11 protein-coding genes are annotated in these 15,720 nt (G+C 68.9%); 1 reads left to right on the plus strand and 10 read right to left on the minus strand.

The features are described 5' to 3' along the window. The first annotated feature begins 166 nt into the window (after window positions 1-166). Window positions 167-1,270 (plus strand): alpha/beta hydrolase, encoded by a 1,104-nt coding sequence (locus AAHF99_RS12115; RefSeq protein WP_342164573.1) that lies wholly within the window; start codon window positions 167-169, stop codon window positions 1,268-1,270. A gap of 42 nt (window positions 1,271-1,312) precedes the next feature. Here AAHF99_RS12115 and scpA read toward each other — a convergent pair whose 3' ends face one another. The 10 genes from scpA to AAHF99_RS12165 all read right to left on the minus strand — a co-directional run bounded on the left by scpA (window position 1,313) and on the right by AAHF99_RS12165 (window position 15,615). Beyond that, window positions 1,313-3,478 carry a methylmalonyl-CoA mutase gene (gene scpA / locus AAHF99_RS12120; RefSeq protein WP_342164574.1) on the minus strand — a complete coding sequence of 722 codons (2,166 nt, stop codon included), beginning with the start codon at window positions 3,476-3,478 and terminating at the stop codon, window positions 1,313-1,315. A gap of 55 nt (window positions 3,479-3,533) precedes the next feature. Further along, window positions 3,534-4,298, minus strand: coding sequence for an SURF1 family protein (locus AAHF99_RS12125; protein WP_412759876.1), 765 nt, complete (start codon window positions 4,296-4,298; stop codon window positions 3,534-3,536). A gap of 8 nt (window positions 4,299-4,306) precedes the next feature. Further along, window positions 4,307-4,702, minus strand: a complete 396-nt coding sequence (cyoD, locus tag AAHF99_RS12130) for a cytochrome o ubiquinol oxidase subunit IV (RefSeq protein WP_342164575.1) — start codon at window positions 4,700-4,702, stop codon at window positions 4,307-4,309. Then, the gene (gene cyoC / locus AAHF99_RS12135; RefSeq protein ID WP_243952954.1) at window positions 4,699-5,331 is read right to left on the minus strand and encodes a cytochrome o ubiquinol oxidase subunit III; all 633 of its coding nucleotides are present in this window, start codon (window positions 5,329-5,331) and stop codon (window positions 4,699-4,701) included. Before cyoC ends, cyoD begins: the two co-directional genes overlap by 4 nt. Before the next feature lie 4 nt (window positions 5,332-5,335). Further along, on the minus strand, window positions 5,336-7,336 hold the full coding sequence (gene cyoB / locus AAHF99_RS12140; protein WP_342164577.1) for a cytochrome o ubiquinol oxidase subunit I: 2,001 nt from the start codon (window positions 7,334-7,336) through the stop codon (window positions 5,336-5,338). A 106-nt stretch (window positions 7,337-7,442) separates the two neighbouring features. Continuing rightward, window positions 7,443-8,573, minus strand: coding sequence for a ubiquinol oxidase subunit II (gene cyoA / locus AAHF99_RS12145; protein ID WP_342164708.1), 1,131 nt, complete (start codon window positions 8,571-8,573; stop codon window positions 7,443-7,445). A gap of 210 nt (window positions 8,574-8,783) precedes the next feature. Next, complete coding sequence (locus tag AAHF99_RS12150; protein WP_342164578.1) at window positions 8,784-10,127, minus strand: MFS transporter; 1,344 nt, start codon at window positions 10,125-10,127, stop codon at window positions 8,784-8,786. Between the two features lie 151 nt (window positions 10,128-10,278). After that, the gene (locus AAHF99_RS12155) at window positions 10,279-12,438 is read right to left on the minus strand and encodes a glycosyltransferase family 2 protein (protein ID WP_342164579.1); all 2,160 of its coding nucleotides are present in this window, start codon (window positions 12,436-12,438) and stop codon (window positions 10,279-10,281) included. A gap of 28 nt (window positions 12,439-12,466) precedes the next feature. Further along, window positions 12,467-14,566, minus strand: coding sequence for a glycosyltransferase family 2 protein (locus AAHF99_RS12160; protein ID WP_342164581.1), 2,100 nt, complete (start codon window positions 14,564-14,566; stop codon window positions 12,467-12,469). Window positions 14,567-14,568: 2 nt separating this feature from the next. Continuing rightward, window positions 14,569-15,615 (minus strand): hypothetical protein, encoded by a 1,047-nt coding sequence (locus tag AAHF99_RS12165; RefSeq protein WP_342164583.1) that lies wholly within the window; start codon window positions 15,613-15,615, stop codon window positions 14,569-14,571. Window positions 15,616-15,720 lie beyond the last annotated feature (105 nt).

A 15,720-nucleotide genomic window follows, 5' to 3' on the forward strand; every position in this document is an offset into this window, starting at 1 on the left:
CTCAGGTAGGGCGCTTGTGCCAGCCCGGAGGGGCGCCTGTCACCCGCTTCCTGTGGTGACAGGCGGTCATTCCTGCCGAAGTATCGCCCCGGCTTCTCCTTGCGTTACCGGCGCCGACGGGCTTCGATCCCGCCCATCCGCCCGCAGAGGCGGATGGGAGGATTCCATGGATCGATCACATGACGGCCAGGGGCCGGCGATGCCGCGCCGCCGCCTGTTCGGGACCCTGGCGGCCGCCGGCCTCGCCGCGACGATCGCCCCGGCCGCAGGCGCGGCGCCGGCCGGGCGCCTCGACCGGGAGGAGTTCCGCCTGCCGTGGGCGGGCGAGGCGGGCGTCGACATCTACGTGCGCAACAAGCACCCGGCGGGGCAGAACACCTTCCCCGGCGAGCGCATCCTGCTCTTCGTCCACGGTTCGACCTACCCCGCCTCCACGGCCTTCGACCTGCCGCTGGCGGGGATGTCGGCCATGGATTACCTCGCCGCTCAGGGCTTCGACGTCTATCTCGTCGACCTTCCCGGCTACGGCCAATCCGGGCGCCCCGCGCAGATGAGCGCCCCGGCCGCCGACAACCCGGCCTTCATGCGCACCCCGGACGCGGCCGCCGTCGTCGGTCAGGTGGTGGATTTCATCCGCAAGCGGCGCGGCGTCGACAAGATCGACCTGATGGGCTGGTCCTGGGGCACCTCGACCATGGGCCTCTACACGAGCACCCACAACGACGCGGTGAACCGCCTCGTGCTCTACGCCCCGCAATGGCTGGCGCGCACGCCCGCGCTCATGGCGGCGGGCGGCGGCGGCGGCCCGACCCCCGCCTATCGCAGCGTCAGCCGCGACAGCGCCAAGACCCGCTGGCTGACCGGCGTGCCCGAGGACAAGAAGGCCGACCTGATCCCGCCGGGCTGGTTCGAGCAATGGGCGGACGCCACCTTCGCCACCGACGCGGTCGGGGCCAAGCAATCGCCGCCGGTGCTGCGCGCGCCGAACGGCACGGTGGCCGACAAGGACGCGTACTGGGCGGCGGGCAAGCCCCTGTACGATCCGGGCGCCATCACGGTGCCGGTGCTGATCATCCACGCCGAGTGGGACGCGGACCTGCCGAGCTATCAGGCGCAGGAATACTTCGCGAAGCTGACCCACGCCCCCTACAAGAGGTTCGTGGAACTCGGCGAGGGCACGCACACGGTGATGATGGAGAAGAACCGCATGCAGTTCCTCCGCGAGATCGCCGCCTTCCTCACCGAGAGCGACCCGCAGGCGCTGAACTGAGCCGGCCACGCCCCGCCCGCTTCGGCGGGCGGGGCGCGTACCTTACTCCGCCGCTTCCCGCGTCTCGTAGCCGAGGCGTGCGTTCAGCTCGCGGATCAGGTGCACCGCCGCCTCGGCGATGACCGTGCCTGGCGGGAAGATCGCGGAGGCGCCGGCCGCGCGCAGCGCATCGTAATCCCCCGGCGGGATCACGCCGCCGACCGCGATCATCACGTCGTCCCGGCCCTGCTCGGCCAGCGCCGCCTTCAGCTCCGGCACCAGGGTGAGGTGGCCCGCCGCCAGCGACGAGACGCCGACGATGTGCACGTCGTTCTCCACCGCCTGCCGCGCGGCCTCGGCCGGGGTGGCGAAGAGCGGCCCGATATCCACGTCGAAGCCGAGGTCGGCGAAGGCCGAGGCGATGACCTTCTGGCCGCGGTCGTGCCCGTCCTGGCCCATCTTGGCGACGAGGATGCGCGGACGGCGCCCATCCGATTCCTCGAAGGCCTCGACCAGGGTGCGCACTTCCTCGACCACCGGCGACATGTGTCCCACCTCGCGCTTGTAGACCCCGGAGATCGAGCGGATCTCCGCCCGGTGGCGGCCCCAGGCCTTCTCCAGCGCCTCGGAAATCTCGCCCACCGTCGCCTTGGCGCGGGCCGCGTCCACGGCGAGTTCGAGCAGGTTGCCGCTGCCCTCGGCGGCTGTCGTCAGGGCGTCGAGCCGGCTCGCGACATCCGCCTCGTCGCGCTCGGAGCGCAGGCGCTTCAGCTTGTCGATCTGCAGGCGGCGGACATTCCCGTTGTCGACCCGCAGCAGCTCGATCGCCATCTCGTCGTCGGCCCGGAACTTGTTCACGCCGACGATGGTCTGGCGGCCGGAATCGATCCGCGCCTGGGCGCGGGCGGCGGCCTCCTCGATGCGCAGCTTCGGGATGCCGGCCTCGATCGCCTTGGCCATGCCGCCGAGCCCGTCGACCTCGCGGATGTGCTCCCAGGCGCGGGCCACCATGTCGGCGGTGAGCTTCTCGACGTAGTAGGAGCCGCCCCACGGATCCACGATCCGGGTGGTGCCGCTCTCCTGCTGCAGGAACAGCTGGGTGTTGCGGGCGATGCGCGCCGAGAAGTCGGTCGGCAGGGCCAGCGCCTCATCGAGCGCGTTGGTGTGCAGCGATTGCGTGCCGCCTTGGGTGGCCGCCATCGCCTCGATGTTGGTGCGGGTGACGTTGGTGAACACGTCCTGCGCGGTGAGCGACCAGCCCGACGTCTGCGAATGGGTGCGCAGCGCCAGGGACTTGTCCGACTTCGGATCGAATTCCTTCACGAGCTTCGCCCAGATCAGGCGGGCCGCCCGCATCTTGGCGACCTCCATGAAGAAGTTGGTCGAGATCGCCCAGAAGAACGACAGGCGCGGGGCGAACTGATCGATGGTCAGCCCGGCCGCGAGGCCGGCCTTGATGTACTCGACGCCGTCCGCCAGCGTGTAGGCCAGTTCGAGGTCGTTCGTCGCCCCGGCTTCCTGCATGTGATAGCCGGAAATCGAGATCGAATTGAACTTCGGCATGTTCTTCGACGTGTAGGCGAAGATGTCCGAGATGATCCGCATCGATCCCTTGGGGGGATAGATGTAGGTGTTGCGGACCATGAACTCCTTGAGGATATCGTTCTGGATCGTGCCCGCGAGCTTCGAGGGCGGCACGCCCTGCTCCTCGGCTGCCACGATGTAGAGGGCGAGGATCGGCAGCACCGCGCCGTTCATCGTCATCGACACGGTCATCTCGTCGAGCGGGATGCCCGAGAAGAGCGTGCGCATGTCGTAGATCGAATCGATCGCCACGCCCGCCATGCCGACATCGCCGGAGACGCGGGGATGGTCGGAATCGTAGCCCCGGTGGGTGGCGAGGTCGAAGGCCACCGACAGGCCCTTCTGCCCGGCCGCGAGGTTGCGCCGGTAGAAGGCGTTCGAATCCTCGGCCGTGGAGAAGCCGGCATATTGCCGGATCGTCCAGGGCTGGGTGACGTACATGGCCGGGTAGGGGCCGCGCAGGAACGGCGCGAGGCCGGGCCAGGTGTTCAGGAACTCGATGCCCTCCCGGTCCTGCGGCCCGTAATGGCCCTTCACCGGGATGCCCTCGGGGGTCATCCACGGCTCGCCCACGGGGGGAGCCGCGACGGCCAGCGGATCGCCGGACAAGGGCAACGTGGCGAAATCCGGGATGCGGGAGGTCATGGCGTGACTCGTGTCCGTTCTTGTCAGGCCATTATAGCCGGGCGTTCGGCGCGGGCTACTCCCCGAAAGACGGGCTCTCGCGCCGCATGACCCGCCGATAGACGAAGAAGCCGCCGAGCATCAGCGCCAGCCCGTACCATGTGACCGCATAGACGAGGTGGCTGTTCGGGAAGGACACCACGGTCAGCCCGCCGAGGGGAAGCCCGCCGGGATTCGGCGCGGCGTCGGCATCCACGAAATAGGGGGCGACGTCGGAGAGCCCCCGCGCGGCGGCGATGGCGGCCACGTCCCGCGAGTACCAGCGATTCGCCGCCGGATCGTTCGCGCGCAGGAAGGCGCCGCCGGGTTCGGTGAGGCGCAGCAGGCCCGTGACCGTCACCGGCCCCGCGACCTGCCCCTCGGGTCGGCTCGCCGGATCCTTCCGGTCCCCCGGCACGAAGCCGCGGTTCACGAGGACGAGGCTTCCGTCCTCCCGCCGCAGGGGCGTGAGCACCCAGAAGCCGGCGCCGTACTCGGTCACCGCCTGGACCCGGGTTTCCCGGTCGTTGAGGAGCCGGCCGGAGAGGGTAACGTGCCGGTAGGCGTCGTCGGGGCCGACCTGGGCCCACGCGGCGGGGGAGGGCGCCGGCACGGCGGGCGCGTGGACCCGCGCCTCCGTCCGGGCGATCAGGTCGAGCTTCCAGGCACGGCGCTGGACCTGCCACGTCCCGAGGCCGAGCAGGGTCAGGAACACGAACGCCGCCCCGAGGCCGAAGACGACCCGGCGGAGCGGCGTGGGGACGGAGGAGGGGGCGGCACGGCCGCCCCCGGGACGTGGCACGGGGCCCGTCACCGCATCTTTTGCAGCAACTCGTGGTGGGCCGCCGGCATCATGTTCCGGTTCATATGGTACATGACCCACACCGAGCCGGAGAGCAGGATGGCGACCAGCGTGACGGTGAAGATCATCGCCATGAAGGTCCAGCCGCCCTCGGACTTCGTGTTCATGTGCAGGAAGTAGACGAGGTGCACGACCATCTGCACGCCGCCGAGGACCAGCACCACCAGGGTCGTGACGAGGCTGTTGTCGAGGGTGTTGCCCATCACCAGCCAGAACGGGATCACCGTCAGGATCACGGACAGGACGAAGCCCGTCACGTAGGCCTTCACGCTGCCGTGGCCGCCCTCGGTGTGGGCATGGCCGTGGTCGGGAGCGCCGTGAGCGTGGGTGGAATCCGCGCTCATTCGAGCACTCCTATCAGGTAGACGACGGTGAACACCCCGATCCAGATCAGGTCGAGGAAGTGCCAGAACATCGACAGGCACATCAGGCGGCGCTTGTTGGCCGCCACCAGCCCGTACTTCTGGACCTGGATCATCAGGGTCACGAGCCAGAGGATGCCGAACGAGACGTGCAGCCCGTGGGTCGAGACCAGGGTGTAGAACGAGGAGAGGAAGGCACTGCGCCACGGGGGCGCGCCCTCGTGGAACAGGTGGACGAACTCACGGATTTCCAGCGCCACGAAGGCGACGCCGAACAGGCCGGTGACGGCCAGCCACAGCTGCGTCCGGCGCTGGTTGTCCTTGTCCATCTCCAGCATGGCGAAGCCATAGGTGATGGAGGAGAACAGCAGCATCGCGGTGTTCACCGCGATGCCCGTGAGGTCGAACAGGTCCTTCTGCGAAGGCCCCGCCGCGTAGTTGCGCCCGAGCACGCCGTACGTCGCGAACAGGGTCGCGAAGATCAGGCAGTCGCTCATCAGGTACAGCCAGAACCCGAGCATCGTCGAGCCTTCGCTGTGGTGGCCTTCCTCGTCGGTGACGTAGAAGACCGGCGCAGCCGTACCGGGCGGTGCGGTGTCGGTGTGCATCATCGGATTACGCCAGCTCCAGTTCGCGCATCCGCTTGGCCTCTTCCCGCGAGACCGTCTCGGCGGGGATGTAGTACTCGCGGTCGTAGTTGAAGGTGTGGACGATGGCCGTGACGATCAGGGCCACGAAGGACAGGGCGGCGAGCCACCAGATGTACCAGACCATGGCGAAGCCGCAGATGAAGCTCAGCGCCGCCAGGATCGCCCCCGCCGCCGTGTTCTTGGGCATGTGGATCGGCCGGTAGCCGCCGGTCGGCCGGCTGAAGCCGCGGGCCTTCATGTCCCACCACGCGTCGGAATCGTGCACCACCGGCGTGAAGGCGAAGTTGTAGTCCGGCGGCGGCGACGAGGTCGACCATTCGAGCGTCCGGCCACCCCACGGATCGCCCGTCAGGTCGCGCAGCTCCTCGCGGCGGCGGATCGAGACCACGAACATCATGATCTGGCTGCCGATGCCGCAGGCGATGAGCACCGCGCCGAAGGCCGCGACCATGAACCAGGGCTGCAGCGACGGATCGTCGAAATGCTGCATCCTGCGGGTCACGCCCATCAGGCCGAGCACGTAGAGCGGCATGAAGGCGACGTAGAAGCCCGTCACCCAGAAGCCCAGGGACATCTTCCCCCAGAACTCGTCCAGCTTGAAGCCGAACGCCTTCGGGAACCAGAAGGTGACGCCCGCGAACATGCCGAACAGCACGCCGCCGATGATCACGTTGTGGAAGTGGGCGATCAGGAACAGCGAGTTGTGGAGCACGAAGTCGGCCGGGGGCACGGCGAGCAGCACGCCGGTCATGCCGCCGATGACGAAGGTGACGATGAACGCCACCACCCACATCATCGGCACCTCGAACCGGATGCGGCCACGGTACATCGTGAACATCCAGTTGAAGATCTTCGCGCCCGTCGGGATCGAGATGATCATCGTCGTGATCCCGAAGAACGAGTTCACGTCGGCGCCCGAGCCCATGGTGAAGAAGTGGTGCAGCCACACGAGGTAGGCGAGGATGGTGATGACCACCAGCGCGTAGACCATCGAGGTGTAGCCGAACAGCCGCTTGCCGCAGAAGGTCGAGGTGATCTCCGAGAACACGCCGAAGGCCGGCAGGATCAGGATGTAGACTTCCGGGTGACCCCAAATCCAGATGAGGTTGAAGTACAACATCGAGTTGCCGCCGAGGTCGTTCGTGAAGAAGTGGAACCCCAGGTAGCGGTCGAGGGACAGGAGCACGAGAACGGCGGTGAGGATCGGGAAGGCGGCCACGATCAGGATGTTCGTGCAGAGCGACGACCACACGAAGATCGGCAGCTTCATCATGGTCAGGCCCGGCGCGCGCATCTTCACGATGGTCGCGATCAGGTTGATGCCCGAGAGCGTCGTGCCCACACCGGCGATCTGCAACGCCCAGATGTAGTAATCGACGCCGACGCCGGGGCTCATCGCCGCCCCCGACAGGGGCGGGTAGGCGAGCCAGGTGGCGCGGGAGAACTCGCCGATGAAGAGCGAGACCATCACCAGCATGCCGCCGGACACGGTCATCCAGAAGCTGAAGTTGTTCAGGAACGGGAAGGCCACGTCGCGGGCGCCGATCTGCAGCGGCACGGCGAAGTTCATGAGCCCCGTGACGAACGGCATCGCCACGAAGAAGATCATGATCATCCCGTGGGCGGTGAAGATCTGATCGTAGTGGTGGGGCGGCAGGAAGCCCTGCTGGTCGCCGAAGGCGATGGATTGCTGCGCGCGCATCATCAGCGCGTCGGCGAAGCCGCGCAGCAGCATGATCAGCGCGAAGATGCAGTACATGATGCCGATCTTCTTGTGGTCGATCGACGTCACCCAATCCCGCCACAGGGGTCCCCAGAAGCGGAAATAGGTGATCGTGGCGAGCACGGCCAAGCCCACCACCGCCACGCCGGCGAAGGTGCCGATGAGAATCGGCTCGTGATACGGAATCTGGTCGAGCGTAAACCGACCGAAGATTAGCTGCTGGAGATTGACGTTATCGAACATTGAATCCGACCGTTCAGAAGGTTCGAAGGCGACCGTCGCGTTGGATCTTAGATATCCTTCGCGCCGGCCCGCCTCACTGGTTCACTTCGTCACTGGTTGAGTGGCGTCACTGACTGATTTGCTTGGGAGCGATCTGCCCGCCGTTGGGCGAACCGCTTCCGGTCTCAGGCTTTGCTTTATCAGGCTCGGGGCTACGCGAGTCGGGGTTGCCCATGTCGGGGCGCGGCTTCATGCCCTCCGGCTGCGTCTGCCCGTGCGCCCCAGTCCCGGAGGCCGGCCCCGTCGCGCCCGGCGCCTCGTGGCCTTCCCGGGCGAAATGGTTGTCGTATTGCAGCCGCTTGTAGTTCTCCTCGCCCTCCGGGCCGGACTGGCCGCCCCGGGCGTCGATGGCCATCATCTCCGACATGCACATCTGGCCGGGCCGCGTGCACAGGCCGACGATCTTGCCGTAGAGGCCCTCGGCATAGGACTTGTAGTAGCGGGCCGGCTCGGACTCCGTCGGCTCGGAGAGCTTCAGATAGGCGTCCTGGTTGAGGTCGGAGCCCTCGGCCTTGGTCTTCGCGACCCAGGCGTCGAAGTCCTTGTCCGCCACGCCGCGGAACTTGAAGAACATGTTGGAGAAGCCGGCGCCGCTGTAATGCGCCGAGCGGCCCTCCGACTCGACGGCCTTGTTGACCACCGCGTGGAGCTTCGTCTCCATGCCGGGCATGGCGTAGATCATGCCGGCCAGCGTCGGCACGTAGAACGTATTCATCACGTCCGTCGCGGTGATCTTGAACGTGACCGGCCGGTCCACCGGGATGGCCAGCTCGTTGACCGTGGCGATCCCGTATTGCGGGTAGAGGAACAGCCACTTCCAATCCATGGCGATCGCCTCGACCTGCAGCGGCTCGACATTGGCCGGCAGCTCGCGCTTGGCGTCCAGGCGGGTCAGCGGCCGGAACGGATCGAGGGTGTGGGTGCCGATCCAGGTCAGGGCGCCCAGCGCGATGATGATGAGGAGCGGCGCCGTCCAGATCAGCACTTCGAGCTGGGTCGAGTGGTGCCAGTCGGGATCGTAGACCGCGTCCTCGTTCGACGCCCGGAAGTGCCACGCGAAGAACAGGGTGCAGGCGATCACCGGCACGATGATGAGCAGCATCAGGCCGGTGGAGGCCAGGACGAGGTTGCGCTGCTGTTCGGCGATGAAGCCCGCCGGCTGCATCACCACGAGGTTGCAGCCGCCGAGCAGGGTCATCAGCGGCGGCAGCGCGATCAGGGGCACGCAGCGGCGCAGGAGGCTGCGCCGCCGGGTGTCGGCCAGGGTCGTCCGGTCCGGTCGAAGGGTCGAAGAACTCACTGCTCTCGTCTCGTCATCCCGTGCCGCAGGCGCGGCATCGCCGGCCGGCGGACCCGGCCCCTCACACAATTTGGCGGCACGGCCGCACCCGGAAGGCGCGGCCGGGTCTCACATCTGGCGCAACTCGGACCGGTCGACGAACAGCGCGCCCAGGGAGCAGACGGCGCCCGAGAGCAGATACACGCCCACGACGGCGAGGCCGAACTGCTCCGACAGGTAGAGGGCGACCAGCGGGGCGAAGCCCGCGCCGAACAACCACGCGAAATCCGAGGTCAACGCCGCGCCCGTGTAGCGGTAGCGCTTGCCCAGGCGCGCCGTGACCGCGCCGGAGGATTGCCCGTAGGCGAGGCCCAGCAGCATGAAGCCGGTGGTCACGTAGATGGTCTGGCCGATGGCGCTCTCGCCGAACAGCAGCGGCGCGAGGATCGAGCCGAAGGCGAACAGGGCGATCAGCCCGGCGCTCATGATGAGGGCGGAGCGACGGCCGATCTGGTCGGCGATCAGCCCGGAGGCGGCGACGGCGCCCGCGCAGATGATCGCCCCGGAGAACTGCACCATCAGGAACTCGCCCGGCGACCGGTCGGTGTTGTTGAGGGTGAGCCACGCGATCGGGAAGATCGTCACGAGGTGGAACAGGGCGAAGGCGGCCAGCGGCACGAAGGCGCCGAGCAGCACGTCCTTCAGGTGGTGGCGGAACAGGTCCAGCACCGGCACTGGCTGCAGCCGGTCGCTGTCCATCATGCGGGCGAACTCGTCCGTCGCCACGAGGCGCAGGCGGGCGAACAGCGCGACGACGTTGATGGTGAAGGCGCAGTAGAACGGGAAGCGCCAGCCCCAGTCGATGAAGTCCTCGGCCGAGAGGTTCACGAGGAAGAAGGAGAACAGGGCGCTCGCCACCATGAAGCCGACGGGCGCGCCGAGCTGCGGAATCATAGCGTACCAGCCGCGCCGCTCCTTGGGGGCGTTAAGGGCGAGCAGGGAGGCGAGACCGTCCCAGGCGCCGCCCAGCGCCAGACCCTGCATCACCCGCAGGGCGGCCAGCAGGTAGACCGACGAGATACCGATCGAGTCGTAGCGGGGCAGGAAGCTGATCGCGGCGGTGGAGCCGCCGAGGAGGAAGAGGGCGGTGGTGAGCTTCACGCCGCGTCCGTGCCGCCTGTCGATCGCCATGAACAGGGCGGTGCCGAAGGGGCGGGCGATGAAGGCCAGGGCGAAGATGCCGAAGGCGTACAGCGTGCCGGTATGGGCGTCGACGAAGGGGAAGAACACCTTCGGGAACACCAGCACGCAGGCGATGCCGAACACGAAGAAGTCGAAATACTCGGAGGCGCGTCCGATGACGACGCCCATGGCGATTTCGCTGGGCGCGACCCGGTGGTCGCCCATGGCGCGCTGTGCGTCGCGCTCGAGACCGCTGCTCGAAGTCGATGAGATGGATGTGTTCGCGCTCATTCGCCGGCTGTCCGCCCCCGTCGCCCGTTGCGATTCCGACCGGGATTGCCTCTTGCTGCATGTCCGCCCGCACTGCAACCTTCATTGCAAGCATAGCGGCTCCGCTCGAACCTCCCCCCCTGGGGAGGCCGCCTCGCGCGCGACAATGTGCTCAGCCCTGCAAGGGCCCGCGGGATCCGGCCAAGCTTTTGTCGGCAGTCGCCTTTCCGTTCGGTGCTTCGGTCCGTGTCACCCGCAGCGCAACCTGCCTCAGGTCAGCCCTGTTGCGGCGCAACACGTGATCCGCCCCCTCCGATGCGAAGTGCGGGTTGTAGAAGGGATCGCCCGCGGCGATGGCCTCCTTCCAGCGCGCCTTGAACGCGGCGGTGTTCTCGGGGTGCTTCAGCAGCGCTTCGGCGGCGTTGCGCGTGGCGGATTCGTAGTGCCGGATCACCACGTCGCCGTCGTAGAGCACCCGGTATCCGCGCGCGCCGATCCGCAGGCACAGGTCGGTGTCGTTGAAGCCGATGTCGAGGGTCTCGTCGAAGCCGCCCACCTCCGCGAAGACCTCGCGCCGTGTCATCAGGCAGGCCCCCGTGACGGCGGAGACGTCACGGGTGGAGGTGAGGGCGGCGTTGGGCCCCGCGTTGCGCACCCGGTCGAGATAGGCCGGGACCAGCTTCAGGGCATGCTCGGCCGGCCCGTTGAAGCCGACGATGACGCCGGCATGCTGCACGAGGTCGTTGCCGTAGACGAGCATCGGCCCGACGGCGCCGACATCCCGCCGCCCGGCGAGGGACCGCAGCCGCCCGAGCCAGCCGTCCGAGACGATCTCGACGTCGTTGTTGAGGAACAGCACGAAGGGGGTCTCAGCCCCGTGGGCCCGCACGGCCTCGTTGTTCATGCGCGAGAAGTTGAACCGGCCCCGGTAGGGGTGGAGGCGCGCCCGCCCCTCGGCCTCCAGCCGCGCGAGATAGCGCCGCGTGGCCGGATCGTCCGACTCGTGATCGACGATCACGAGGTCGTACTCGGCCCTCGGGGTGTGCCGCTCGATCGATTCGACGGTCGTCTTGAGGAAGGCCAGGGCGTTCCGGGTCGGGACGACGATGAGCGTCCGGCCCGGCACGTCGGGCCAGATCACCCGGTAGGTGTTGAAGGTGTGGCCCGGCACCACCGTGCAGCCGGGATGGACCCGCGCGAGGGATCGCGCCAGCGCTTGGCAGGTGTTGGCCGTGACCTGATCCGCCTTGCCGTGGCCGGTGCTCGTGCGGTGCGTCCGCCAGCGGTAGAGGAACAGTGGCACATGCGCGACCGCCCGGGCCCGCTCCAGCGCGCGCAGGACGAAATCCACGTCCTGCGAGACCGGCAGGCTCTCGTCGAAGCCGCCCGCCGCGTGGACGAGGGCCTTCCGGCAAGCCACGAAGTGCACGAAGTAGGGGTGGCAGAGGTAATAGTCGAAGGAGAGGGCGGGGCGGCCTGAGAATTCGAGGAAATGGTCGATGTTCTCGTCGGTCACGACCTCGTCGCTGTAGGCGAGATCGACCTCCTCCCGCAGGAAGGCCATCGCCATGGCATGGAGGGCCGAGGGCTCCAGCACGTCGTCGTGGTCCATGAAGGCGACGATGGCATGCGAGGCCGCCGCGACGCCGGCATTGGTCGCCTTCGCGATCCCACCGTTCGTGGCGGTCCTGACGATCGTGATGCGGGGATCGGAAGCCGCGTGGCGGGCGAGGATCGCGGCCGTGTCCGGCGCCGTGGAGCAATCGTCGACGCAGACCAGCTCCCAGCACGCGTGCCACTGGGCGGTGACGCTGGCGATGGCCTGTTCGAGCCACGCGGCCGGCGTGTTGTAGACCGGCATGATCACGCTGATGGCGGGGGCGTCGGCCCGGCCATGGCGGCGCATGAACCGCGCCGCCGTCGCCGCCGGCACGGATCTCAGGCGGTCGCGGAAGCGGACGAAGTTCGGGTTGACGTCGATCCGCACGGGACTTCCGAGGATCGGCCGGCCCGTCGCCGCGTCGCGGATCTCCACCGTGTCCCCCGCCGCGAAGGCGATCCCGGCCGGCAGGTCGAGGCGGAAACCGGTGAGGAGCTTGCCGTGCCCCGCCTTGGCGACGTCGTCGCGGGCAATGTCCGTGGCGCCGCGCGCCACCACGGCGCCGTGATGGAGGATCTCGATCCCGATGGCCCGGTCACGGTCGGCGGTGTCGAGGGCCCAGCCCTTCACGAAGGTCTCGCAGGCGATGTCGACATGGCCGACCACGCCCGGCGGGGGCTTGGCGGTCCCGAGCAGCCTGCGCAGCCATCGCTTCAGCGGCCTCGTGACCATCCTGCGCTCTTCGGTTGGGGTCGCGGCCTCACACCCGGTAATGGGCCGAGTTCCGGGACAGGTTGACGTTGTAATACGGGTCGGCGCGCAGCTGCGCGCCCCAGCGGCCGAGCATCACCCGTGTCTCGGCCTCGAACCGCGCCTTCTTCTCGGGGGTGTCCTCGGGGCCGCGGCTCTTCGATTCGTGGTGGATCAGCTTGGCGAAGGGCGTCCACACGATCCGGTAGCCGGCCGCGCGGATCCGCAGGCAGAGATCGACATCGTTGAAGGCGACCTTGAGCGCCTGCGCGTCGAACCCTCCGACCTCCGCGAACACGGCGGCGCGCATCGCGAGGCAGGCGCCCGTCACCGCCGAGACCTCGTGGGCCAGCACCATGCGGGCGAAATAGCCGGGATCGGCATCCGGCATGGCGAGATGGCTGTGGCCGGCGACGCCGTCGATGCCGAGCACGATGCCCCCGTGCTGGATCGTCCGGTCGGGGTAGAGCAGCTTGGCGCCCACCGCCCCGATCTCCGGCCGCGCCGCCTGCCGCACCATCTCGGTGAGCCAGCCCGGCTCGATCACCTCGATGTCGTTGTTGAGGAACAGCAGGACCGGGCCGGTCGCCGCCGCCGCGCCGCGGTTCGACAGGTCGGAGAAGTTGAACGGGCCGGGGACGGGCACCACCCGCACCCGGGGCTCGGCCGAGAGGCCGGCGAACAGGGCCGCCGTGGCGGGCTCGCGGCTGTCGTTGTCGACGATCACCACCTCGATGTCCGGGTAGTCGGTGGCGCCGAGCAACCCGTCGAGGGTCACCGCCAGCAGGTCCGCCCGGTCGCGGGTCGGGATGATCACCGAGACCTTCGGCGGGGGCGAGGGCAGGGGGTGGACGAGGCGGTTGAACCCCTCCGGCCCGCGCTCGGCGCGGGCACCGAGGGGCGCGGCCGCCTCCTCCAGGGCGCGCAACCGCGCCGCCTCGCTCCTGGCCAGCGCCCGGTCGGAGAAGGTGCCGGAGCCCCCCGCCGCGCGCCAATGGTAGAGCACCCGCGGCACGTGGCGGATGCGTGCCGGGTCGAGCCCGGCCGTCAGGCGCAGGAGCAGGTCATGGTCCTGGCTGCCCTCGAAGCCGGGGCGCAGGCCCCCCGTCGCCCGCAGGGCGTCGGTGCGCACGGCCGTGAGGTGGTTGATGTAGTTCTGGCCGTAGAGCAGTTCCCGGTCGAAATCCGCCTTGAAATGCGGCTCGAACCGGCGCCCCCGCCCGTCGATCTTGTCCTCGTCGCTGTAGACGAGGACGAGGCCGGGATCCTCGCGGGCCGCGCGGACGACTTCGTAGAGGGCGTCGGCGGCGAGGACGTCGTCGTGGTCCATGAAGGCGCACCACGCGCCGCCGGCCATGGCCAGCGCGTCGTTGGTGGCCCGCGCGATGTGGCCGTTCTCCGCCCGCCGATGCACGCGGATGCGCGGATCGTCGGCGGCGGCGCGGGCGAGGAGGCGCGCGACCGCCAGATCGGTCGAGGCGTCGTCGACGGCGCAGAGCTCCCAATGGGGGTAGATCTGCGCGCGCAGGGAGGCGAGGGCGGCGCGCAGCACCTTGGGGGCCGGGTTGTGCACCGGCATCAGCACCGACACGAGGGGCGGCTCGCGCCACGTGGCGATCTCGGCGGCGAGGGCGGCCCATTCCGGCCCGCGCCTGCGATGGGCCGCGATCCAGCGGGGATAGCCGGTCTCCCGGCGGCCGTTCAGGGCGCGCTCCATCAGGCCGCGGGCGCGGACCTTCTTGCCGAGGAGGCGCCATTTCAGCGCCGTGAGGGCGAGGCCGGGGGCCCGCCGGAGGGCGCGCAGCATCAGGAACGGCCTGGCGAGGCGGCGCAGGCGCGTCTCGCGCAGGGAGGCGGGCATCCGGCCGAGACGGGTGCTGATCCTCAGCTCCACCGCCTCCGGCGGCACGCGCCCGGTCCAGAGGTAGGCGCCGCCGCCGAGGGATTCCTCGTGCAGCAGCGTGCCGGGGCGCCCGTCCGGGCCGATGAAGGCCAGGGCGAAGCCCACCGCCTCGGCGGCCGGATCGTCCGCGAGACGCAGGTCGACCCAGCGGCCGCGCAGGGACGCGACCGGCAGGCGCAGGCCGTCCGGCCCCTCGGCGAGGGCCATCCTCACGCCTTCCAGATCTTGTCGACCGTGTCCTTCACCGCATCGGTGAGGGCGATGTCGTAGACCAGCATCTCGTGCACCGCCTTCACCGAGCGGAGCCGTTCCGCGAGGGCGGCAGTCTCGGCCGGCAGGGGGGTGGCGGCGGGGACGGGGATGTCGAGGCCCAGCCGGTCGATGAGGGTCGAGGCGAAGGCCTCGAACCGCTCCCGGTGGCCGACGATGCCCACGCGGGCGATCACCTCGATGGCGGCGATCGAGTGGCCGGGGAACAGCCGGTCCTCCGGCATGCGGGTGGCGAGCTGGCGGATCAGCGGGTTGTAGAGCAGCCGGTAGGCCGGCTCGGGCAGCATGCGGAAGTAGCGCTTCAGGCTGCGTAGGTCGGTCAGATCGTAATCCGCCGAAAACAGCGCGGCCTCCGCGAGGGGGCCGAGGCGCCAGCGCCGGGACGGGTCCGCCCCCTCGGCCGCCCGGCTGCGCAGCCACAGCATCCGCATCGCCATCTCGACATAGGGATCCTGGACCAGGATGCTGGTGAGCATCATGTCCGGCATCATGAAATGCTCGTAGCGGGGCACGATCAGCGCCCCGGACAGGAACAGCGAGGGCATGATCTGGCTGCCGAGAATGCTGGTGAGCACCTCGTCGGTCAGCCGGTGCAGGCCGAAATGGCTGTGCCGGAAGAACGGGAACAGGGCCGTCTGGAACGTGGTCTCGGGCTCGATCCCGGTGTTGATGAGCAGGAAGCGCTGCTGCACCATCCCCGCGTCCGGCAGGCGGCGGTAGACCCGGACGTTGGTATCGGAATCGTAGAGTTCGAGGTCGGCCATCCCCGTGATGCCGGGCACCTCCTCCTCGGTGAGGCGGAAGGTGCACTGGCCTGTGGAGTGCCAGCCGAACTGCTTGAAGTTCTCGTCCACCAGGGCGGCGGGCACGTCCGCGATGCGCCGCCCCCCGGCCGAGACGGCGACCCGGCTGACGGCGAGGGGATTGTCCGGCACGATCCAGCCCTGGATCAGGTTGCCCGTATCGCAATCGATGTGGAAGCGCATGCTCCGAAACTCAGCCCACCGGAACCGGGTCCGGGCCTCGGCCGGTGCTCGGCGACGGATTACAGGAGCGGGCCGGTCTCCACAATACGAGACGCCCCCGCCGGG

The organism is Methylobacterium litchii, assembly GCF_038442315.1.
Classification (GTDB): Bacteria; Pseudomonadota; Alphaproteobacteria; order Rhizobiales; family Beijerinckiaceae; genus Methylobacterium; species Methylobacterium litchii.

Bases quoted from the DNA above. Each gene is read 5' to 3' on its own strand.
- cyoA (WP_342164708.1), bottom strand. From the start codon at position 8,573: ATGACCCTGCTCGGCGGCTGCAACCTCGTGGTGATGCAGCCGGCGGGC.
- AAHF99_RS12155 (WP_342164579.1), bottom strand. From the start codon at position 12,438: ATGGTCACGAGGCCGCTGAAGCGATGGCTGCGCAGGCTGCTCGGGACC.
- cyoD (WP_342164575.1), bottom strand. From the start codon at position 4,702: ATGAGCGCGGATTCCACCCACGCTCACGGCGCTCCCGACCACGGCCAT.
- AAHF99_RS12150 (WP_342164578.1), bottom strand. From the start codon at position 10,127: ATGAGCGCGAACACATCCATCTCATCGACTTCGAGCAGCGGTCTCGAG.
- cyoC (WP_243952954.1), bottom strand. From the start codon at position 5,331: ATGATGCACACCGACACCGCACCGCCCGGTACGGCTGCGCCGGTCTTC.
- AAHF99_RS12115 (WP_342164573.1), top strand. From the start codon at position 167: ATGGATCGATCACATGACGGCCAGGGGCCGGCGATGCCGCGCCGCCGC.
- cyoB (WP_342164577.1), bottom strand. From the start codon at position 7,336: ATGTTCGATAACGTCAATCTCCAGCAGCTAATCTTCGGTCGGTTTACG.
- AAHF99_RS12165 (WP_342164583.1), bottom strand. From the start codon at position 15,615: ATGCGCTTCCACATCGATTGCGATACGGGCAACCTGATCCAGGGCTGG.
- scpA (WP_342164574.1), bottom strand. From the start codon at position 3,478: ATGACCTCCCGCATCCCGGATTTCGCCACGTTGCCCTTGTCCGGCGAT.
- AAHF99_RS12160 (WP_342164581.1), bottom strand. From the start codon at position 14,566: ATGGCCCTCGCCGAGGGGCCGGACGGCCTGCGCCTGCCGGTCGCGTCC.